This is a genomic window from Streptomyces sp. NPDC002640 (genome assembly GCF_053592575.1).
Genome location: NZ_JBSFVZ010000003.1, coordinates 276846 through 296880 on the forward strand (window position 1 = coordinate 276846; position 20035 = coordinate 296880).

Below are 20035 nucleotides of genomic sequence, written 5' to 3' on the forward strand. Positions count from 1 at the left end.
CGGCGCCTCCCGGTCAGTCGAACCAGCGTGCCGTGGCCAGTTCCTCGGTGCGGGTCGGGTCCTCCAGCAGGGCGGCGACCTCGAAGCGCCGCGGCCACTGGCGGGCCGCCCAGGCGAGCCCGGCGGCGACGCCCTCCAGGGTGGCCGCGTGGACGGTCCCGTCGGAGGTGAACCGCCAGTCCAGCTCGGTCCCGTCGACCACCAGCTCCTCGTGCTCCACGTACGACTCCGGCACGGCCGGGCCCAGCAGCGCCCGCACCGCCTCCGGGACCTCGTGCTCCACGCCCAGGGAGGTGACCGTGCCGGGGACCGTGTCGCCGAGGCGGCGTACCTGGAAGAGCTCCGAGAGACCGGCGGCCAGGCCCGGCCGCACCGGCAGCAGCGGGGTCCCGGCGATCAGCGGCAGCAGGTCGGGCGCGTCCGCGACCACCGCGTAGGCGGCGTCCACGACCTCCACCCGGCCGTCCACCACCGCGCGCAGCTCGTCCGGCAGCAGCCCCACCCGCTCGGGGTCGAGCTCGGCGAGCGCGCTGTACAGGCCGTGGAGCTGGGCCGACGTCACCCGGCGGTCCGGGTCGGCGAGGCGGTCGAGCAGTTCGGCGGGGCCGCCCGGCTCGTCGAGCAGCGCGGCCACCGTGGTGCGCACCCCGAGGGCGCGCAGGACCTGGGCGTCGTCGAAGCCGGTGGCGTCCGCCTCGTCGTAGAGGCCGCGCAGCAGCGGGTCGCCCCCGGCGGCGAGCAGGCCGGCCGGGCGGCGGCCGTCCAGCACCGGATGCCCGCGCAGCCACCAGGCGGTGTACGGGCGCACGGTCTCGTGGGTGCCGTCCGGCATCAGCACCCGCACCGGCTGGGTCAGGGCGTCGCGCAGCGGCGGGCGGGACAGCAGGGCGAGCGCCTCGGGCCAGTGGTCGTCGTCGACCAGTTCCAGGTCGCGGACGGCGACCAGCTCGGTGGCGACCGGCGGCACGGGGGTGCCGGGGAACCGGTCCAGGACGTCCTCGCACCACACGTCGACCGCGTCCAGCAGGCCCGCGTCGTCCGGCTCGGCGAAGTCCCCGTCGCGCGGCTCGAGTTCGTCCGGGTCGAGGACGACGTCGTGCGCGCGGACCAGGGCGAAGCCGGCCAGCACGCCGCACGCGGCGAGGGTCTCCTCGCCCCAGCGGTCGGCCAGCTCCTGGTCGACGGCGAGGAGTTCGCCCTCGCGGACGACGCGGGCGAAGGCGCTGCCGGGGAAGAGGAGTTCACCGGCGGGGGCGAGCTCGCCGTCCTCGTCGGGCAGCGCCAGGGCACCCAGCCAGGGCTCCTCGCCGGGCTCCAGGGCGGCGTCGCGGACCAGGGTGAGGACCAGGTCGGCGAGTTCGTCGGGGTCCAGGGCGTCCTCGTCCCAGCCGGCGCCCTCGTCGTCCAGCGAGGCCGCGACGGCGGCCCGGACCTGGCCGGTGGTGAGGACGGAGCGGGCGGTGGCGGGCAGCGCGCCCAGCTTCTCCAGCAGGGGATGGGCGGCGTCCGGGTGGGCGACCTTGAGCCCGAGGCGGCCGAGGAGTTCCGGGGCGACGCGCGGACCGTCGGGGGTGGGCAGCAGCACCTGGCGCGGCCCGATGACCGTCCGCCCGCCCCCGGCCAGCGGCACCGGCAGGCCGGTGAGCCGGTCCGGGTCGACGCCCAGCAGGCTGTCGTAGAGCCGGCGCCACCACGCGGGGGACTTCTCCAGCCCGGCCAGCCGGTCCACCGCCTCGGTCAGCGCGATCCGGGCGACGCCCAGCGACCGCAGCTCGGTACGGCGCTCCAGCCCGGCGGGCAGCAGGGTGGGCAGCACCTCGGCGAGGACCCGGACGGTCTCCGCGCCCGCGCCCTCGACGACTTCCGCGTCCCGGGGACGCAACGCCTCGGGGAGGTCGCTGTCGGAGCCGTCGCCGCGCGGCGGGAGGGCGGGCGGCAGGAAGGGCGTGCGGGGCAGGCGCTCCAGGACGGCGGCGCGCAGCGCGCCGTCCAGCTCGCTCCTGCCGAGCGGGCCGGGGACCAGGGAGATCAGGCCCTCGCCGACCGGACGCCAGGCGGCGAGCAGGTCGGTGTAGAGGGCGGCGGCGCGGTCCACCAGGAAGTCGGTGAGCGGCCCGGGGGCGACGTGGCGCCGGGTGGTGTCCAGCGGGAAGGTGGCGATCAGCAGGGCCGGGACGCCCAGCGGCTCGTCGCTCGGCGTCGGCGCGTGCACGACGGCCCGGGTGCGGGGGCGGGCGGGCGCGCCGGCCTCGTCGACCGGGACGGCCCAGGTCACCGACCAGTGCGGGCGCAGGCGTTCCTCGACGGGGCGGTCGGCGAGCAGCCGCTCGTCCAGTCCGCCGTGGTCGGCGACGACCCGCCAGACGGTGGCGGCGCCGGACCGGGAGTCCTCCACGACCACCCGGTCGCCCTCGGCGCGGCGGCTCAGCACCCGCGGCGGCTCCCCGTCGGTCTCGACGACGACCTCCGCGAGCCCCGGCAGGGCGAGCAGCAGAGCGTCGTCCACGGCGTCCAGCAGCCGCGTGGCCAGGGCCTCGGCTGCGGGGTCCCGCAGCGGGAGGATCACGGCGGTGTCGTACGGGTCGGGGGCGGTGCCCTCGGCCGGGAGGGGCAGGCGCAGCACCGGGACGTGGCCGTCGCGGCGGCGGATCTCCTCGGCGAGGCCCGCGCTGCCCTGGGCGCCGGCCTCGGCGGTGGCGAGGTCGCGGGACTCGGCGAGGGACCAGCGGACGCCGCCGTGGCGGGAGACCACGGCGGGCTCGTCGGTGACCGCGAGCACCGCGGCGAAGCCGACGCCGAAGCGGCCGACGGCGGTGTCGGTCCCGCGTTTGGCGGAGGCGCGGAGGGTGGAGAGCGACTCCACACCGGCCGCGTCCAGCGGGGCGCCGGTGTTGGCGGCGACCAGCACGCCGTCGCGCAGGGTGAGGCGGAGACGGCCGGGCGCGCCGGCGCGGGCGGCGGCGTCGGCGGCGTTCTGGGCGAGCTCGACGACCAGTCGGTCGCGGTAGCCGCCGAGGACCAGGTCCTCCTCGGCGTTGGCGTCCTCACGGAAGCGGGGAGGGGCGGTGGTCCAGGTGTCCAGGACGGCGCGGCGGAGGCGCGCCGTGCCGAACGGGTCCGGGGCTCCGGGGTCGGTGCTCGTCACGTTCACGGGAAGGAGGCTAACGCCACGGCGGGGCGGTCCACGACGTGAACCCGTTCACCTGCCCGTCACCGGGTACCTGCAGGATGGCGGGGTGAACACGAACCGGACGACGACCCCGACGACGACCCCGCCGACGACCCGGCCGACCGTGACGGTCGGCTTCGACCTCGACATGACCCTGATCGACTCCCGGCCGGGCATCCACGCCTGCTACACGGCGCTCGCGGAGCGCACCGGGACGTTCGTCGACGCGGATCTGGCGGTGACCCGCCTGGGGCCCCCGCTGGAGACGGAGCTGGCGTACTGGTTTCCCGAGGAGCGGATCGCGGAGGTCGCCGACCTGTACCGGTCGATGTACCCGCGGTACGCGGTCGCGGCGACGCCCGAGATGGCCGGGGCGCGGGCCGCGGTGGACGCCGTGCGGGAGGCGGGCGGCCGGGCCGTGGTCGTCACCGCCAAGTACGAGCCCAACGCCAGGCTGCACCTGGCGCATCTGGGGATCGACGCGGACGCGGTGATCGGCGGCCTGTGGGCGGAGGCCAAGGCGGACGCGCTGCGCGAGCAGGGGGCCACGGTCTACGTCGGCGACCACGTGGGCGACGTGCTGGGCGCGCGGCGCGCCGAGGCGCTGTCGGTGGCGGTGGCGACCGGCCCCTGCCCGGCCGAGGAGCTGCGCGAGGCGGGCGCCGACGTGGTGCTGGCGGACCTGTCGGAGTTCCCCGCCTGGCTGGCGGCCTACCTGCCGGAGCCGGAAGCCGCCTGAGCGGACGCCGCCCGGGCGGTGGCCGCCTCGCGCGCCGCGCGCGCCGCGCGGCGCCCGTCGGCGGCGGTCCGGAACACGCCGACGGCGGCGATCAGGAAGCCCACGCCCATCAGCATGCTCAGCAGGAACATGTGGACGGGGAACGGCGTGGTGCCCAGGAACAGGGGCGCCACGGTGACCAGGGTGGCCACCGCGCCGAGGACGAAGACGATTCCGCCGATGCGGACCAGGCGGTCGCCGGAATTCATTGGTGTTTGTTCGCGCACCCGACCAGGGTAGTTCCCAGCCAGGGGGAAACGGCCGGGGGACGACTTGTCCCCGGTACGGGGCCCCTTAGCCTGGAACAACCGGGAAACGGCCGCTTTGTCGGCCCCCACCCCCCACCGCAACCGATCAGTACGAGGACGAGGACGACGGACGTGCCCACCGGCAAGGTCAAATGGTTCAACAAGGAGAAGGGCTTCGGCTTCCTCTCCCGCGACGACGGCGGTGACGTCTTCGTCCACTCCTCGGTCCTGCCCGTCGGCGTCGAGGCCCTCAAGCCCGGCCAGCGGGTCGAGTTCGGCGTGGTGGCGGGCCAGCGGGGCGAGCAGGCCCTCGCGGTGAGCCTGCTGGAGCCCGCCCCGTCCGTGGCCGCGGCCCAGCGCCGTAAGCCGGCCGAGCTGGCCTCGATCATCCAGGACCTCACCACCCTGCTGGAGGGGATGGTGCCGGGCCTGGACCGGGGGCGTTACCCCGACAAGGCGGTGGGCAAGAAGGTCGCCGCGCTGCTGCGGGCGGTCGCCGACGACCTGGACGTCTAGGACCGGTCCGGCCTGTCCTGGGCCGGTCTAGACGTCCGCCGCGGGGAGGGTGAACGCGTCGGGCTTGAGGGCCGGGACGAGGCCCTGGTCCGCCGCGCGGTCCAGCAGGCCGCGGATCGCCGCGTACCCCTCCTCGCCGAGGTCCGCGGTGAACTCGTTGACGTACAGGGCGATGTGCTGGTCGGCGACGGCCGGGTCCATCTCCTGCGCGTGCTCCATCACGTACGGCCGCGCCGCCTCCGGGTCCGCCCAGGCGGCGCGCACCGAGGCGCGGGCGGCGTCGGCGAGGCGGTTCAGCGTGTCCGCGCCCAGGGACCGCCTGGCGATGATCGCGCCGAGCGGGATGGCGTGGCCGGTGGTGGCCTCCCAGTGCTCGCCCATGTCGGCCAGCTTGGTCAGGCCGTAGTTCCGGTAGGTGAACCGGGCCTCGTGGATGACGAGTCCGGCGTCCACCCGGCCGTCGCGGACGGCGGGCATGATCTCGTGGAACGGCATCACCACGATCTCGCCGACGCCGCCGGGCACCTCGGAGGCCGCCCACAGCCGGAACAGCAGGTAGGCGGTGGACCGCTCGCTGGGCACCGCGACGGTGCGTCCCGCGAGGTCGGCGGGGGCGGCGGCGTCCCGGGTGAGGACCAGCGGGCCGCAGCCCCGGCCGAGCGCGCCGCCGCAGGGCAGCAGCGCCCACTCGTCCAGCACGTACGGCAGCACCGCGTACGACACCTTCAGCACGTCCAGCTCGCCGCGCTCGGCCATGCCGTTGGTGATGTCGATGTCCGCGAAGGTGACGTCCAGGGCGGGCGCGCCGGGGATCCGGCCGTGGGCCCAGGCGTCGAAGACGAAGGTGTCGTTCGGGCAGGGCGAGTAGGCGATGCGGAGGGTGTCGGTCATGGTCTCCAGCTCCTCAGGACGGGCGCGAGTCGGGCGAAGGCGGTGGTGAGCGCCGCCAGCGCCTCGGGGATCCGCCAGGCGGCGCGGTCGCGGGGGCCGACGGGGTTGGAGACGGCCCGGAGTTCCAGCACCGGCACGCCGTGCGCGGCGGCCGCCTCGGCGACGCCGAAGCCCTCCATCGCCTCGGCCAGCGCGCCGGGGTGACGGGTGCGCAGCAGTCCCGCCCGAGCGGCGGTGCCGGTCACGGTGGAGGCGGTGAGCACCGGGCCCACGGCGGCCCCGGTGGCCTCGGCCGCGGCGCGGACCAGGGCGGGCGGCGGACGGTGGGTGACGGTGCCGAAGCCGAGCTCGGTGACGGGCAGGAAGCCGTCGGGGGTCTCCGCGCCGAGGTCGGCGGCGGTGATCTCGTCGGCGAGCACCAGGGAGCCGACGGGCGCGGCGGGCGCGAAGCCGCCGCCGATGCCGGCCGAGACGACCAGGCCGTAGGGCGCGCCGGCCAGGGCGGCCGCGGTGAGCGCGGTCGCGGTGGAGGCGGCGGCGAGGGCGGGGCCCACACCGGCGGCGAGGAGGTCGAGGGCGGCGCCGTCGCCGTCCTCCCGGGTCTGCCGTCCCGTGCCGTCGGGGAGGTGGCGCAGGGTCAGGCCGCCGGGCAGCCGGGACTCCCCGGCGCCGGGGCCGAACGCGCGGGCCACCGCGTCCCCTTCCGCGGGGACGGCGGTGGCCACGAGCACACGGGTCATACGTCGGTCCGGCAGGCGGTCAGTTGTCGCCGCGCTGCAGCTTGAACGTCCACAGGCCGGTGGTCTTGGCCTTGTCGTCCGGGTCGAGCGACTGGATGGCCACGGTGGTGGCGTTGCCCTGGGCGCCGTACTGGGAGCTGAAGAAGACGCTGGCCGGGATGGTCCGGTAGGTGCGGCCGCTGTCCTCGACGAGCGGGCGGCCGTTCATCAGGATCACCCAGCGGCTTTCCGCGATCTCCGGGTCCACGCCGAAGCGGACGGTCTCGTCCTGGTCGACGCGCAGGGTGCGGACGTCCTTGTCCTGGAGGCAGGTGGTCAGCTCCTCCTGCTTGATCTCCTTACCGTGGTCGAAGCAGGACGCCTCGGAGTGGACCGAGTCCGAACCCACGGTGACGGTGGCGACAGGGGACGGCTTGTCGCCGCAGGCGGTGAGGACGAGCAGCCCGGCGGAAACGGCGCCGACGGCGGCGACGGCTCGGCGGCGGCGCGCGGCGGAGTGCAACGAGGTCATGCCCGAAGGCTATCTGCCCTTGGCAACGACAAGGTCACGCGGGGTCGGCGAGCCGCCCGCCCGGGGACCCGCGACGCGCGCGCCACGAGCCGCCGCCGGGCCCGGACGCAGGCGGGGGCGGGGGCGGGGGCGGGCGGTGGGTCAGGAGTGGCCGAGGTCCTCGGTGGAGGAGTCGGCCGTGGCGGGGACGGAACCCTCGCCGGGGACGGTGACGGGGTGCAGGACCATCGACTCGACCCGCGTCTCGTCCAGCACCGGCGGCGCCGGCCGCGGCGCCTTCGGCATGACGGCCGCCTCCGAGTGCGCCCCGCACCCGTACCCGAGGGACACCACCCGTCCGTCCGCGGGCGAGAACTCGTTGGCGCAGACCCCGAAGGCCTGGCCCAGCGAGCCGCCCACCCGGGCGAGGAACCCGCAGCTCACGCAGGTGGCCGGTGCCGCCTGCGCCATCGGCGTCTTCGGTCCGAAGGAGTCCTCCCAGCGGTCGGCCGCGCTGTGCAGCCCGTACCGGGAGAGGACCCGCGCCCGCCGCAGCCCCAGTTCCTCGGCGACCGCCGCGATCGTGCCCCGCGCCGGGGAGACCGGCAGCTCGGCCGGCCCCGCGCCCGCGACCTCGGCGTCCTCCGCCTCCACCAGCGCGGCCATCTCGTCGGAGACCGCGGAGTTCGGCGCCGGCTCGTCCTCGCCGGTCCAGCCGGGCTCCAGCCGCAGGTCGTCCGCGTTGGTGGGCAGCAGGTCGCCCGGGCCGAGGTCGCCGGGGCGCAGCCGTTCGCTCCACGGCACCCATTCGGGGGCGAGCAGCGCGTCCGGCCCCGGCAGCAGCACCGACTCGTCCAGGGTGACGATCTTGGCGCGGGAGGCACGGGCCACCGTGACGGCCCAGCGCCAGCCGCGGTAGCCGGGTTCCCGGCACTCGAAGAAGTGCGTGACGACCCGGTCCCCCTCGGAGACCATGCCGACGTGCTCGCCGACGACTCCCGGGGCGGCCGTCTCCTCGGCTGCGGCGCGGGCGAGGTCGACGGCCTCGGCGCACAGGCGGTCGGGGGTGCGGCTTCGCGTTGTCGCTGCGCTCACAGGTATCGCTTCTCTCCTACGCCGTCTCACGGGTGCGCGCATACGGCGGCGGGGCGGACGGAGCGGACCGGAGGGCCGCGTCGACGTCCGCGCCCGATCGCGCTCGGGCGCACCTATGTCATCCATTCTGCGGGATGAAGTTCAGGCGCGCGGCCGAGTACAACCACCACGGCGCGCAACCGAACGCTACCTTCTCCGTGGCCGTCGGCCCACACCGGCGGGCGGTTCCGGCGATCTGGATCCTCCGCGGACGGTCCCGCCGGGCCCCCGACGGGGGTCCCGCGGGGGCCCGGCAGGGGTCCGGCAGGGGTCCGACATGGGTTCCTCGGGGGTCCGACGGAGGCCCGGCAAGGGTTCCTCCGGGGTCCGACGGAGGCCCGGCGAGGGGCCCTCGGGGGTCCGGCGCGGGCGTGGCGGGAGTCCGGCGGCCGGCCCCACCGTCCGAACCGCCCGGACGGAACAGCGCATAACCGCCGTCGGCGGGGCACTATGACGGAGTGGCAGCCGTACGCACGTCCCGCGCGAGCCGGGGACGGACCACCGGCGGAGCGGACCGCGACGGCGGAGCGCTCGGCGCCGTCGGGCGTGCGCTGAAGTCGCCGTTCCGCGGCGTGGGCCGGCTGATCCGCCGGGTCACCCACGCGCACGGCGCGGGCGAGTCGGGCCTCGGCAGGCTGATCGAGCTGCACGCGGTGAACGGCGCGGGCGACGTCCTGATCACCGTGGCGCTGGCCTCCACGGTCTTCTTCTCCGTCCCCACCGACGAGGCGCGCGGCCGGGTCGCGCTGTACCTGGCGATCACCATGGCGCCGTTCGCGCTGCTCGCCCCGGTCATCGGGCCGCTGATCGACCGCATCCCCTGGGGCCGGCGGGCCGCCATGGCGTGCGCGATGGGCGCGCGGGCGGTGCTGGCGCTGATCCTCACCGGGGCGGTGGCCGGGGGCGGCATCCAGCTCTATCCGGCGGCGCTGGCCGTGCTGGTGTGCTCCAGAACCTACGGCGTGGTGCGCAGCGCGGTGGTGCCGCGGCTGCTGCCCCGGCGGTTCTCGCTGGTCAAGGCCAACTCCCGGGTGACCCTCGGCGGGCTGGTGGCCACCGGCGTGGCCGCGCCGGTGGGCGCGGGGCTGCACCTGATCGGCCCCCGGTGGCCGCTCTACGCCGCGTGCGCCGTCTTCGTCGCGGGGACGATGCTGTCGCTGTCGCTGCCGAAGAAGGTGGACTCCGCGAAGGGCGAGGAACCGGCCCTGCTCGCGGCCGACCCCGAGCACCTGCACGGCCCGCACCGGCGCCGGCCGGAGGACCGGCCCCGGCTGGCGCTGCGCACGGTCGGCACCGGCGTCACCCACGGGCTGGTGGTGAACGCCTCGCAGCGGATCCTCTCCGGGTTCCTGCTGTTTTTCCTGGCGTTCCTGCTGCGCGAGCATCCGATGAGCGGGCAGTCCGTGGCGGTCTCGATGGGTGTCGTGGGCGTCTCGGCCGGCACGGGCAACGCCCTGGGCACGGCCGTCGGGGCGTGGCTGAGGGCGCGGGCGCCGGAGCGGATCATCGTGACGGTGGTCGCGCTGGTCGTCCTCGCGGCGGCGCTGGCGGCGGCGTTCTTCGGCGCGGCGATGGTGGCGGTCCTCGCGGGGGTCGCGGGCTTCGCCCAGGCGCTGTCCAAGCTGTCGCTGGACGCGATGATCCAGCGCGACGTCCCCGAGCAGGTGCGGACCTCGGCGTTCGCCCGGTCCGAGACGACGCTGCAGATGGCCTGGGTGGTGGGCGGCGCCATCGGCATCTCCCTGCCGCTGGTCGGCCCCCTCGGCCTCGCCGTCGCCGCGGCCGTCGTCGGCACCGGCTGGGCCGTCACCGCCCGCGGCCTCCTCCGCTCCGCCGGCTCGACGGGCCGCCACCTGGCCTGACGGTCGGCCTCCGCCGGGTCACAGGGCGCGCGCCGGTGCCGCCGTTCAGGGCCGGCGGCGGGCGGTGTGGAGGACGTAGAGGGCGGAGAGGACGGCGGCGACGCGCAGGACCACCGGGCCGGTCTCCGTGAGGGCGGCCGCGAGTTCGCCCTCGCGGAGGGGGGCGCCCCAGCGGCCTTCGCCACGGCCCCACAGCCAGGCGATGCCGCCCGCGACGGCGGTGCCCGGCATGATCATCAGCGCCCACCGGGTCTCCGCGGGACCGAGCCGCCGGGAGCCCCACACCACGAGCCAGCCCAGCGCCAGCGGGATCAGGTGCCCCACGGCCGCCCCCGCGATCAGCAGCGCGGCCGCCGTCACCAGGACGGGGCTGCCGAGGCCGCGCCCGGTGCCGGCGCTCCGTTTGCGCGTGGCCAGGCCGAACCAGCGCCGCCGGGGCGCGGCGGCCACCGCCGCCGCCTCCGCCCCGGGGGCGGCGGCACCGGAGGCGGCACCGGGGGCGGCGGTCCCGCCGTCCCGCTTCTCGCGCGGCGGGGGCTTGAGCATCTCGGGGATCTCCACGCCGCCGGTGAAGCCCGGGACCTCGTCCGCCCCGGCGGCGGGGTCCACCCGCCACCAGTCGGCCGCCGGGGCGGCGGCCGGCACCTCGTCGGTGCGCTGCTTCGGCACGCTCCTGCGCAGACCCCACAGCCGCCCGCCGCCCGCGCGGGCGCCAGACAGCGGCTCCGAGTCCGGCTCCGGCGCCGGCGCCGACGCCGGGTCGGGTGCCCGGTCCGACGGCCGCCCGGGGGCGGGGGGACCCGCCCGTTCCGCCCGTTCCGCCCGTCCAGGGGAGGGCGGCGGCGTGGGCGCCGCCGGGTCGGGCTCCTTCCGCTGGGCCGGGACCGGGCCGCCCGCCGCGGCGACCACCGCGTCGGGCGGCCCGATCCGGTCCAGGATCCGCTTCACCGCGGCCGGGCTGTCGCCCATCGCCTTGGCGCGCCGCCGGTCGATCTCGCCCCGCAGCTCCGTCACCAGTCGCATCCGTGCCGCCGACGGCAACTGCCGTTGCTGGGCGATGTCACCGACCCGGCTCAGGTAGTCGTAGACCAGCCGGTCGCTCTCGATACCCACCCGCTCCACCTCCCGTGAACACCGCCCGCGCGCCCGCCCCGCGCACCCCCGGGCCGCCCTCCGGGCACGCTAGCGCAGACGTCCCGTCACCATCCCCGGACGCGGCCCGGGACACTCCCGGACCCGCCGCCCTGCCTGCCCCTCCACAGCCCTGCCCGGGCAGTGACGGTCCCACCCACTACCGTTGGGCGGATGAGCACCGAGGAGAAGCCGGCGGCAACCCCCCGTTCCCTCGCGGAGGCGTTGCGCGCCCGGGACGACGCGTCGTTGTCCGCGCTGCTGCGCGCCCGCCCCGATCTGGTGACCCCCGTCCCCACCGACCTGACGCAGCTGGCCACCCGGGCCGGCACCCGCGCCTCCGTGACGCGCGCCCTGGAGCGGCTGGACCGCTTCACGCTGCAGACCGCGGAGGCGCTGGCCGTCGCCGCCGACCCCGCCTCCTACGGGGAGCTGCTGCGGCTGATGGCCGGCGAGCAGGGCGACGACCCGGAGGCCGCCGAGTCGCCCGTGGCGCGCGCCCTGCCGTACGCCGTGGACAAGCTGCGGGAGCAGGCCCTGGTCTGGGGGGACGACGGCCACCTGCGTCTGGTGCGGACGGTGCGCGAGTTGCTCGCGCCCTCGCCCCGGCAGCCCTCGCCGACCGGCCTGGGACCGACGGTCGCGGAGGCCGCCGTGCCCATGTCGCCGAACCGGGTGCAGGACATCCTGGCCACCGCCGGGCTGTCGTCCACCCACGACGCGGTCTCCGCCGTCGCCGCGCTGACCGGGCTCTTCACCGACCCGGAGCGGATGTCGGACCTGCTGTCCGACGCGCCCGCCGACTCGCTGGAGATCCTGGACCGCCTGGTGTGGGGGCCGCCCTACGGCCAGGTCACCCACGATCCGGCGCCGCGGCTGCGCTGGCTGATGGACCGCGGGCTGCTGCTGCCGATCACCCCCGGCACCGTGGTGCTGCCCCGCGAGGTGGCGCTGCACCTGCGCGGCGGGCGCGCCCACCGGGTCACCGAGCCGTTCCCGCCGGCCGTGGAGATCGCCGCCCCGCACGCCCCGCAGGTCGTCGACGCCACGGCGGCGGGGCAGGCGTACCAGGCGCTGTCCACGGTCGAGGAGCTGCTGAAGACGTGGGACGGCGGCGGCCCGGCCGTGCTGCGGGCCGGCGGGCTCAGCGTGCGGGACCTGAAGCGGACGGCGGGGGCGCTGGGCGTCTCCGAGCCGGAGGCGGCGTTCTGGCTGGAGGTCGCCTTCGGCGCGGGCCTGATCGCCTCCGACGGCGAGGCCGACGAGCGGTACGCGCCGACCCCGGCGTCCGACGAGTGGCTGGACCGCCCGCCGGCCGAGCGGTGGGCACGGCTCGCCCTGCCCTGGCTGACGGGGACCCGCACGGCGGGGGTGGTCGGCGGGCGCGACGCCAAGGACCGCGCCCTGTCCGCGCTGGGCCCCGGCCTGGACCGGTCCGCCGCGCCCGAGGTGCGGCACCGGGTGCTGACGCTGCTGGCCGCGCTGCCCGCCGGGGCGTCGCCGGACGAGCCGTCGCTGCTGCGGCGGCTGCGGTGGGAGCGCCCGCTGCGGCGGGCCGACGGCTCCGCCGGTTCCTCGGGCGGCGGCACGACGGGCGGTGAGGAGGACCTGCGGACCCGGATCGCCCGGTGGACGCTGGAGGAGGCCGAACGCCTCGGCGTCACGGGGCGCGGCGCGCTCTCCTCGCACGGCCGCGCACTGGTCCTCGGAGAGGCCCCGCAGGCCGGGGCCGGGGAGTCCGAGGCCCCGCAGGCCGGGGGCCACGGGGCCGGGGAGTCCGAGGTCGCGGAGCCCGGGATCGCGGGGCCCGAGACCGCAGAGCCCGGGTTCCCGCAGGCCGGGGTGCGGGAGCCTGGAGTCCGGGAGCCCGGGCCCCCGCGCGGGTTCGCGGGCGGCGCCGCCGGCACCGGGGCCGAGGACACCGCGGCCGAGGACACCGGCCCGGGCGGCAGACTCCCCGTGCACCGCCACCACCGGGCCGGGGGCCGCCCGGAACCGGTCCCCGCGCCGCTGCCGCCCGCCGAGCAGGCCGTCGCCGCCGACACCGCCGCCCGGGTGCTCACCCCGCTGCTGCCTGCGCCGCTGGACCACGTCCTGCTCCAGGCGGACCTGACGGCGGTGGCGCCGGGCCCGCTGGAGCGGCCGCTCGCCGAGACGCTGGACCTCCTCGCCGAGGTCGAGTCCAAGGGCGGCGCCACCGTCTACCGCTTCACGCCCGGCTCGGTCCGGCGCGCGCTGGACTCCGGCCGCACCGCCGCCGACCTGCACGCCTTCCTCGCCGCGCACTCCCGCACCCCGGTGCCGCAGCCGCTGGCCTACCTGATCGACGACGTCGCCCGGCGGCACGGCGTGCTGCGGGTGGGCGCGTCCTCCTCGTACGTGCGGTGCGACGACGAGAAGGTGCTGGAGGAGATCCTCGCCGACGGGCGGTCCGCCGGGCTGGGCCTGCGGCGGCTGGCGCCGACCGTCCTGGCGGCACGGACCGACCCGTCGACGCTGCTGGAGGGGCTGCGCTCGATGGGCTTCGCGCCCGCCGCGGAGTCACCGGAGGGCGACGTCCTGATCGCGCGGGCCGCCGCCCACCGCACGCCCCCGCGCGCCCTGCCGCAGCCGGTGCCGGAGGGCCCGCCGCTGCCGGACGGCCCGCAGCTGTCCGCCGCCCTGCGGGCGATCCGCGCGGGCGACGAGGCCGCGACCGCGCCGCTGAAGGCGCCGGAGATCCCGCAGGGCGACCTGCCGCGGTCGGCGGCGGAGGACACGCTGGCCACCCTGCAGATGGCGGTGATGACCGGCACCCGCGTGCTGATCGGCCACCTCGACGCGCAGGGCGTGGCCACCCAGCGGCTCCTGACGCCGCTCAGCGTCGAGGGCGGCTTCGTCACCGCCCACGACCACACGGCCTCGGGCGTCCGCACCTACCCCCTCCACCGCATCACGGGCGCGGCGGAACTCGCCGACGAGGACGCGTGACGCCGGACCGCGGACGCCGCCCGCCGCCCTCCCGGAGGACGTGCCCGCCGGGAGGACGTGCCCGCCGGGAGGACGGCGGGGCGGGAGGACGGCGGGGCGGTCAGTCGGCGGCCAGGACCTCGTCCGCGTCGACGATGCGGTAGGCGTACCCCTGCTCGGCCAGGAACCGCTGCCGGTGCGCGGCGAAGTCCTGGTCGACGGTGTCGCGCGCGACCACCGAGTAGAAGTGCGCCTGGTGCCCGTCCGCCTTGGGCCGCAGCACCCGGCCCAGCCGCTGCGCCTCCTCCTGCCGGGAACCGAAGGTCCCCGACACCTGGATGGCGACCGTCGCCTCCGGCAGGTCGATCGAGAAGTTGGCGACCTTCGAGACGACCAGCACGTTGATCTCACCGTTGCGGAACGCGTCGAACAGCTTCTCCCGCTGCGCGTTGCTGGTCTCGCCCTTGATGACGGGCGCGCCGAGGTGCTCGCCGAGTTCGTCGAGCTGGTCGATGTACTGGCCGATCACCAGGATCTGCTGCCCGGCGAACTTCCGGACCAGTGCCTCGGTCACCTTCCGCTTGGTGGCCGTGGTCGCGCAGAACCGGTACTTCTCCTCCGTCTCGGCGGTGGCGTAGGCCAGCCGCTCGGAGTCGGTGAGGTTGACCCGGACCTCGACGCAGTCGGCGGGCGCGATGTAGCCCTGCGCCTCGATCTCCTTCCACGGCGCGTCGAACCGCTTGGGCCCGATCAGCGAGAAGACGTCGGACTCGCGGCCGTCCTCCCGGACCAGGGTGGCGGTCAGGCCGAGGCGGCGGCGGGCCTGGAGGTCGGCGGTGAACTTGAAGACCGGGGCGGGCAGCAGGTGCACCTCGTCGTAGAGGATCAGCCCCCAGTCGCGGGAGTCGAACAGCTCCAGGTGCGGGTAGACGCCCTTCCGGCGGGTCGTCAGCACCTGGTAGGTGGCGATGGTGACCGGCCGGATCTCCTTCTTCGTGCCGCTGTACTCGCCGATCTCGTCCTCGGTGAGCGAGGTCCGCCGCACCAGCTCGGCCTTCCACTGCCGGGCGGAGACGGTGTTGGTGACCAGGATCAGCGTGGTCGACCTCGCCTCGGCCATGGCGCCCGCGCCGACCAGCGTCTTGCCCGCGCCGCAGGGCAGCACGACGACGCCGCTGCCGCCGTGCCAGAAGTTCTCCACCGCCTGCTTCTGGTAGGGCCGCAGCTGCCAGCCGTCCTCGTGCAGGTCGATCGGGTGGGCCTCGCCGTCGATGTACCCGGCGAGGTCCTCGGCGGGCCAGCCCAGCTTCAGCAGGGTCTGCTTGATCTGGCCGCGCTCGGACGGGTGCACGGCCACCGAGTCGGCGTCGATCCGCGCGCCGACCAGCGGGGCGATCCGCTTGGACTTCAGCACCTCCTCCAGCACCGGCCGGTCGGTGGTGGTGAGCACCAGGCCGTGCACGGGGTGCTTGGAGAGGGTCAGCCGGCCGTAGCGGTCCATCGTCTCGGCGATGTCGACCAGCAGCGCGTGCGGCACCGGGTAGCGGCTGTACGTGACCAGCGCGTCGACGACCTGCTCGGCGTCGTGCCCGGCGGCGCGGGCGTTCCACAGGCCGAGCGGGGTGATGCGGTAGGTGTGGATGTGCTCGGGCGCCCGCTCCAGTTCGGCGAAGGGCGCGATGACCCGACGGCAGTCGTCGGCCTGCTCGTGGTCGACCTCCAGCAGGAGCGTCTTGTCACTCTGCACGATCAGCGGACCGTTCAACAGCGCCACCTTTCCCTCATGGCCGCCCCTTGCCGGCCAAACGTCCAGTGTGCATCACGCGGGGACGCGGGTGGAGTGACGCGGGCCACCCGCGCCGCCGGCTCCGCGCCGGCCCCGGCCGCCGGGGCGGCAGGGGTCAGCGGCGCCGGTGGCCCTCGACGCAGAAGCGGTTGCCCTCCGGGTCGGCCAGGACGACGTACGGCAGCGCGCCGGGCGGCAGGACGTCCGGGTAGTACGGCCAGTCGACGCGCCGGGCCCCCAGCGCGACCAGGCGGTCCACCTCCTCGTCCAGGTCCCGCTCCCCCGCGTCCAGGTCCAGGTGGATCCGGGGGAACCGCTCGGCGGGGCTCTCGCTGGTGTCCAGGGCGAGGGCGGCGCCCGGCTCGCCCGGCGGCGGCTCCAGGACGATCCACTCGTCGCCCTCGAACCGCGGGGGACGCCGCACGTAGCCCAGCGCCCGCCGCCAGAACTCGCCCGCCCGCCGGTCGTCGTCCACGCCCAGGGAGACCTGTTTGATGGTGGCCATGCGGGCACCCTAGGACGGCCCGGCGCCCACGTCCCGGCGTTCGCCGCGGGCGGTACGGGTTCCCCGCGAGCGGTGCCGTGCGGGCGGCGCGGGCGGGGCGCCGCGGGCCGTGCGAGCGGCGCGGGCGGGGCGCCGCGGGCGGGGCGGCACGAGCGGTTCACCGCGGGCGGTGCCGTGCGGCGCGGGCGCGGGCGGGGCGCTGCGGGCCGTGCGAGCGGCGCGGGCGCGGGCGGGGCGCCGCGGGCGGGGCGTCGGGGGGTGGTGCCATGCTGGGGTGATGCGGATACGGGTGGCGGGCGAGCAAGACTTGGACGGGTTCCTCGGGCTGGCCGCGGAGGTGGAGCGGTGGTTCGGTCCGATGGTCGCCGAGCCGGGGTTCCACCGGGCGCTGCGCACCCATCTGACCCGGGGGACGGCGCTGCTGGCCGAGGACGGCGACGGGGCGCCGGTCCCCCTCGGCGGGCTGCTGTTCGACCCCGCCGACGCCGGATCCGCGCGGGCGCACCACCTCGACTGGCTGGTCGTCTCCGCCGCGGCGCGGGGGACCGGGGTGGGCCGCGCCCTGCTGGACGGGGCCACGGCGCGCTTCGTGACCGGGCGCCCGGCCGTCCTGGAGGTCGTCACCTTCGGCGCCGACCACCCCGGCGCGGTGGAGAGCGGCGCCCGGGTCTTCTACGAGCGGCTCGGCTTCACCGCCGGCGAGCCGGCCGCGCCCGGCCCCGAGGGAGGCTCCCGGCAGGTGTACCGCCGGACGGTCTCCGGGGACGCCGCGGAGGCCTGAGCCCTCGTCCCGGCGGGAGCCGCGGGAAAACGCGTTGGCATCGTTCCCGCCGGGAGGCGTAAGATCCCGCGTCTCCCCGCCTCCGTGCCCCGGAGTGCCGCCGACCGGACGGAAACCGGCCGGCCCGGCCGCCCCCGCGCCTCGCGCCCGGCGGCCGTCACCGCACCGCAGTTCACCAGGTACGACCGGAGGCATGCCTTGTCCAGCTCATCGAGCCCGTCCGACGACGCCCTCGCCCGGGAGCGGGCCCACCTCGCGGCCTCACGGGCCGCGCTGCGCACGATGCGGGAGGACGTGGAGGCCCTCGACATCCGCGACGTCACGGCCAACTGGGTGAACGCCGAGGTGCTCGGCCGGCAGATCGACGAGCGGATCAAGGCGCTCGCCGACCTCAGCGACACCCCGCTGTTCTTCGGCCGCCTGGACTTCCTGCACGCCCCGGGCACCGACCGCTCGCAGGACGCGCCGGACGGACAGCCGGGGACGGACACCGGGCGGCCGGGGGCGGACGCCGTCGACCGCAGGTTCTACATCGGGCGGCGGCACGTCCACGACGCGGACGGCGACCCGATGGTCGTCGACTGGCGCGCCCCGGTCTCCCAGGCGTTCTACCGGGGCTCCCGGAAGGACCCGATGGACATCGGGCTGCGCCGCCGCTTCGGCTACACCGGCGGCGAGCTCACCGCCTACGAGGACGAGCACCTCACCGACCCCGCCGAGGCGGAGAGCACCAGCCGGCTCCTCCAGCAGGAGATCGAGAAGCCCCGCGTCGGCCCGATGCGGGACATCGTCGCCACCATCCAGCCGGAGCAGGACGAGATCGTCCGCGCCGGGCTCGGCGGCACGGTCTGCGTGCAGGGAGGGCCCGGCACCGGCAAGACCGCCGTGGGCCTGCACCGCGTGGCGTACCTGCTGTACGCCTACCGGGACCGGCTCGCCCGCACCGGGACCCTGGTCGTCGGGCCGAACCGCTCCTTCCTCCACTACATCGAGCAGGTGCTGCCCGCCCTGGGCGAGCTGGAGGTCCGGCAGGCCACCGTCGACGACCTGGTCGCCCACGTCGAGGTGCGCGGCGTCGACGAACCGGCCACCGCGCTGCTCAAGGGCGACGTGCGGATGGCGCAGGTGCTGCGGCGGGCCCTGCGGTCCCACGTCACCCTGCCCGAGGAGGCGGTGGTGGTGGTCCGCGGCTCACGGCGGTGGCGCATCCCGGCGTACGAACTGCAGGAGATCGTCCGGGAGTTGCTCGCGCGGGACATCCGCTACGGCGCGGCGCGGGAGGCGCTGCCGCAGCGGATCGCGCACGCGGTGCTGGTGCGGATGGAGCAGTCGGGGGAGGCGCCGGACGACCGGGTGCAGGACGCGGTCGCCCGCAACGCGGCGGTGAAGGCGGCGGTCAAGGCGATCTGGCCGCCGGTCGACCCGGCGAAGCTGGTGCTGCGGCTGCTCTCCGACCCGGAGTTCCTGGCCGCGCAGTCGGAGGGCGTGCTCGACGAGGACGAGCGGAAGCTGCTGCTGTGGACCCGGCCGGCGCGGTCGGTGCGGTCCGCGAAGTGGTCGTCGGCGGACGCGGTGCTGATCGACGAGGCGGCGGACCTGGTGCGGCGCACGCCCTCGCTGGGGCACGTGGTGCTGGACGAGGCCCAGGACCTCTCCCCCATGCAGTACCGGGCGGTGGGCCGCCGCTGCACCACCGGCTCGGCGACGGTCCTGGGCGACCTGGCGCAGGGCACCACGCCGTGGGCGACGCGGACCTGGGAGGAGGCGCTGCGGCACCTGGGCAAGCCGGACGGGGTGATCGAGGAGCTCACCGCCGGTTTCCGCGTGCCGACGGACGTCATCACCTACGCCTCGCGGCTGCTGCCGCACATCGCGCCGGGGCTCACGCCGGTGGCGTCGGTCCGGGAGAACCCCGGGTTCTTCGAGATCCGCCGGGTCGAGGCGGCGGAGGCGGTCGTCGCGGCGTGCGGGGAACTGCTGCGGAACGAGGGGTCGGTGGGTCTGATCGCCGCCGACGCGCGGGTCCCGGTGCTGGCCGACGCGCTCGCGGCGGCGGGGGTCGGATACCTCTCCCCCGGCGAGGAGACCACGGCGAGCGCGCGGCTCACCCTGGTCCCCGCGTCGCTGGCGAAGGGGCTGGAGTACGACTACGTGGTGCTGGACGAGCCGGCGGCGGTGGTGGACGGGGAGCCGGACGAGCGGACGGGGCTGCGGCGGCTGTACGTCGCCCTCACCCGAGCCGTCTCCGGCCTTCTCATCACCCACACCGGCCCCCTCCCGCCCCACCTCGCCTGACCTCCGCGGCCGGCCCGCGGCGGGTCACACGGTGTCGAGGGCACTGCGCCAGGTCCGGACGGCGGGGGCGGAGACCGGACCGGCCCAGCCGCCGTCGCGGACCGCCCCGCCGACGTGGAACGCCCGCACGCCCCCCGCCCGCAGCACCGGAACGTGCTCGAGCTGCAGCCCTCCGCCCGCCATCAGCCCGGGATCACCCGGCGCCGCCCCCGCGGCCTCCGCGAGGAGGACGGCGAGCCCGTCGGACACCCCGCCCGCCGCGCCCGCGGTGAGGCAGAGGTCCGCCCCCGGCAGCAGCGCCACCCCCTTCCGCACCGCGTTCCGGTCCGCCGCGTGGTCCAGCGCCCGGTGGAACGTCCACGCGCACCCGTCCAGGGCGCCGACCACGCGTTCCATCGCCACGATGTCCAGCGACCCGCCCTCGTCCAGGAACCCGAGGACGAACTCGTCCGCCCCGGCCTCGCGCAACTCCCGGGCCCGGCGCACCAGTTCGGTGACGCCCGGGTCGCCCCCGGCGGAGAAGCCGTCCGCGAGCCGCAGCATCACCCGCACCGGCAGGTCCACCGCCGCCCGCACCGAGGCGAAGACGGCGGCCGTCGGGCTCAGCCCGTCGGCCGCCATGTCCGTCACCAGCTCCAGCCGGTCCGCGCCGCCCTCCTGCGCGGCGACCGCGTCCTCGGCGTCCAGGGCGATCACCTCCAGCACGGACCGCTCCGACCGCTCCGCACGCTCACTCACCGGCATGGGTACCTCGCACCTC

General features: G+C 76.6%; 16 protein-coding genes. 6 read left to right on the top strand and 10 right to left on the bottom strand.

Features of this window, described 5'->3' with window-relative positions; all coding sequences use genetic code 11:
• Positions 1-13: 13 nt before the first annotated feature.
• Positions 14-3151: a sacsin N-terminal ATP-binding-like domain-containing protein gene (locus tag ACWD3O_RS05935; RefSeq protein ID WP_451414967.1), complete on the bottom strand. Its 3138-nt coding sequence runs from the start codon at positions 3149-3151 to the stop codon at positions 14-16.
• 85 nt (positions 3152-3236) lie between these two features.
• Here ACWD3O_RS05935 and ACWD3O_RS05940 point away from each other — a divergent pair, with 85 nt between their 5' ends.
• Positions 3237-3908 carry an HAD family hydrolase gene (locus tag ACWD3O_RS05940; protein ID WP_451414968.1) on the top strand — a complete coding sequence of 224 codons (672 nt, stop codon included), beginning with the start codon at positions 3237-3239 and terminating at the stop codon, positions 3906-3908.
• On the opposite strand, the gene ACWD3O_RS05945 is transcribed toward ACWD3O_RS05940, so the two are convergent.
• Positions 3881-4174 carry a hypothetical protein gene (locus tag ACWD3O_RS05945; protein WP_451414969.1) on the bottom strand — a complete coding sequence of 98 codons (294 nt, stop codon included), beginning with the start codon at positions 4172-4174 and terminating at the stop codon, positions 3881-3883. The genes ACWD3O_RS05940 and ACWD3O_RS05945 overlap by 28 nt on opposite strands.
• A 153-nt stretch (positions 4175-4327) precedes the next feature.
• Between ACWD3O_RS05945 and ACWD3O_RS05950 the strand changes: the two genes are divergently transcribed.
• On the top strand, positions 4328-4711 hold the full coding sequence (locus ACWD3O_RS05950) for a cold-shock protein (protein ID WP_356130014.1): 384 nt from the start codon (positions 4328-4330) through the stop codon (positions 4709-4711).
• A 27-nt stretch (positions 4712-4738) separates the two neighbouring features.
• On the opposite strand, the gene ACWD3O_RS05955 is transcribed toward ACWD3O_RS05950, so the two are convergent.
• The 4 genes from ACWD3O_RS05955 to ACWD3O_RS05970 form a co-directional block, all read right to left on the bottom strand.
• Complete coding sequence (locus ACWD3O_RS05955) at positions 4739-5602, bottom strand: 1,4-dihydroxy-6-naphthoate synthase (protein ID WP_451414970.1); 864 nt, start codon at positions 5600-5602, stop codon at positions 4739-4741.
• Positions 5599-6342, bottom strand: coding sequence for a futalosine hydrolase (locus ACWD3O_RS05960; protein WP_451414971.1), 744 nt, complete (start codon positions 6340-6342; stop codon positions 5599-5601). The genes ACWD3O_RS05955 and ACWD3O_RS05960 overlap by 4 nt, the downstream gene beginning before the upstream one ends.
• 19 nt (positions 6343-6361) lie before the next feature.
• Positions 6362-6853 carry a DUF2771 domain-containing protein gene (locus tag ACWD3O_RS05965; RefSeq protein ID WP_451414972.1) on the bottom strand — a complete coding sequence of 164 codons (492 nt, stop codon included), beginning with the start codon at positions 6851-6853 and terminating at the stop codon, positions 6362-6364.
• Positions 6854-6994: 141 nt separating this feature from the next.
• Positions 6995-7927 (bottom strand): DUF3027 domain-containing protein, encoded by a 933-nt coding sequence (locus tag ACWD3O_RS05970; protein WP_451414973.1) that lies wholly within the window; start codon positions 7925-7927, stop codon positions 6995-6997.
• Positions 7928-8424: 497 nt separating this feature from the next.
• On the opposite strand from ACWD3O_RS05970, the gene ACWD3O_RS05975 reads away from it, so the two are divergent.
• On the top strand, positions 8425-9828 hold the full coding sequence (locus ACWD3O_RS05975) for an MFS transporter (protein WP_451414974.1): 1404 nt from the start codon (positions 8425-8427) through the stop codon (positions 9826-9828).
• 45 nt (positions 9829-9873) lie between these two features.
• On the opposite strand, the gene ACWD3O_RS05980 is transcribed toward ACWD3O_RS05975, so the two are convergent.
• Positions 9874-10941 carry a hypothetical protein gene (locus tag ACWD3O_RS05980; RefSeq protein ID WP_451408414.1) on the bottom strand — a complete coding sequence of 356 codons (1068 nt, stop codon included), beginning with the start codon at positions 10939-10941 and terminating at the stop codon, positions 9874-9876.
• 192 nt (positions 10942-11133) lie between these two features.
• Here ACWD3O_RS05980 and ACWD3O_RS05985 point away from each other — a divergent pair, with 192 nt between their 5' ends.
• Entirely contained in the window at positions 11134-13929 is a 2796-nt protein-coding gene (locus ACWD3O_RS05985; protein WP_451408413.1) for a helicase-associated domain-containing protein, read from the top strand.
• A 100-nt stretch (positions 13930-14029) separates the two neighbouring features.
• On the opposite strand, the gene ACWD3O_RS05990 is transcribed toward ACWD3O_RS05985, so the two are convergent.
• Both ACWD3O_RS05990 and ACWD3O_RS05995 read right to left on the bottom strand, forming a co-directional pair.
• Complete coding sequence (locus ACWD3O_RS05990; protein ID WP_451408412.1) at positions 14030-15673, bottom strand: DNA repair helicase XPB; 1644 nt, start codon at positions 15671-15673, stop codon at positions 14030-14032.
• Between the two features lie 136 nt (positions 15674-15809).
• On the bottom strand, positions 15810-16199 hold the full coding sequence (locus ACWD3O_RS05995) for a VOC family protein (RefSeq protein WP_451408411.1): 390 nt from the start codon (positions 16197-16199) through the stop codon (positions 15810-15812).
• 277 nt (positions 16200-16476) lie between these two features.
• On the opposite strand from ACWD3O_RS05995, the gene ACWD3O_RS06000 reads away from it, so the two are divergent.
• Positions 16477-16980, top strand: coding sequence for a GNAT family N-acetyltransferase (locus tag ACWD3O_RS06000; RefSeq protein WP_451414975.1), 504 nt, complete (start codon positions 16477-16479; stop codon positions 16978-16980).
• 282 nt (positions 16981-17262) lie between these two features.
• A complete protein-coding gene (locus tag ACWD3O_RS06005; protein ID WP_451415046.1) occupies positions 17263-19275 on the top strand; it encodes a HelD family protein in 2013 nt (670 codons plus the stop codon).
• Positions 19276-19299: 24 nt separating this feature from the next.
• Here the strand turns inward: ACWD3O_RS06005 and ACWD3O_RS06010 are convergent, their stop codons facing one another.
• Complete coding sequence (locus ACWD3O_RS06010; RefSeq protein ID WP_451414976.1) at positions 19300-20013, bottom strand: copper homeostasis protein CutC; 714 nt, start codon at positions 20011-20013, stop codon at positions 19300-19302.
• Between the last annotated feature and the right edge of the window lie 22 nt (positions 20014-20035).

Bases quoted from the DNA above. Each gene is read 5' to 3' on its own strand.
- ACWD3O_RS05965 (WP_451414972.1), bottom strand. From the start codon at position 6,853: ATGACCTCGTTGCACTCCGCCGCGCGCCGCCGCCGAGCCGTCGCCGCC.
- ACWD3O_RS05985 (WP_451408413.1), top strand. From the start codon at position 11,134: ATGAGCACCGAGGAGAAGCCGGCGGCAACCCCCCGTTCCCTCGCGGAG.
- ACWD3O_RS05955 (WP_451414970.1), bottom strand. From the start codon at position 5,602: ATGACCGACACCCTCCGCATCGCCTACTCGCCCTGCCCGAACGACACC.
- ACWD3O_RS05995 (WP_451408411.1), bottom strand. From the start codon at position 16,199: ATGGCCACCATCAAACAGGTCTCCCTGGGCGTGGACGACGACCGGCGG.
- ACWD3O_RS06005 (WP_451415046.1), top strand. From the start codon at position 17,263: ATGCGGGAGGACGTGGAGGCCCTCGACATCCGCGACGTCACGGCCAAC.
- ACWD3O_RS06000 (WP_451414975.1), top strand. From the start codon at position 16,477: ATGCGGATACGGGTGGCGGGCGAGCAAGACTTGGACGGGTTCCTCGGG.
- ACWD3O_RS05960 (WP_451414971.1), bottom strand. From the start codon at position 6,342: ATGACCCGTGTGCTCGTGGCCACCGCCGTCCCCGCGGAAGGGGACGCG.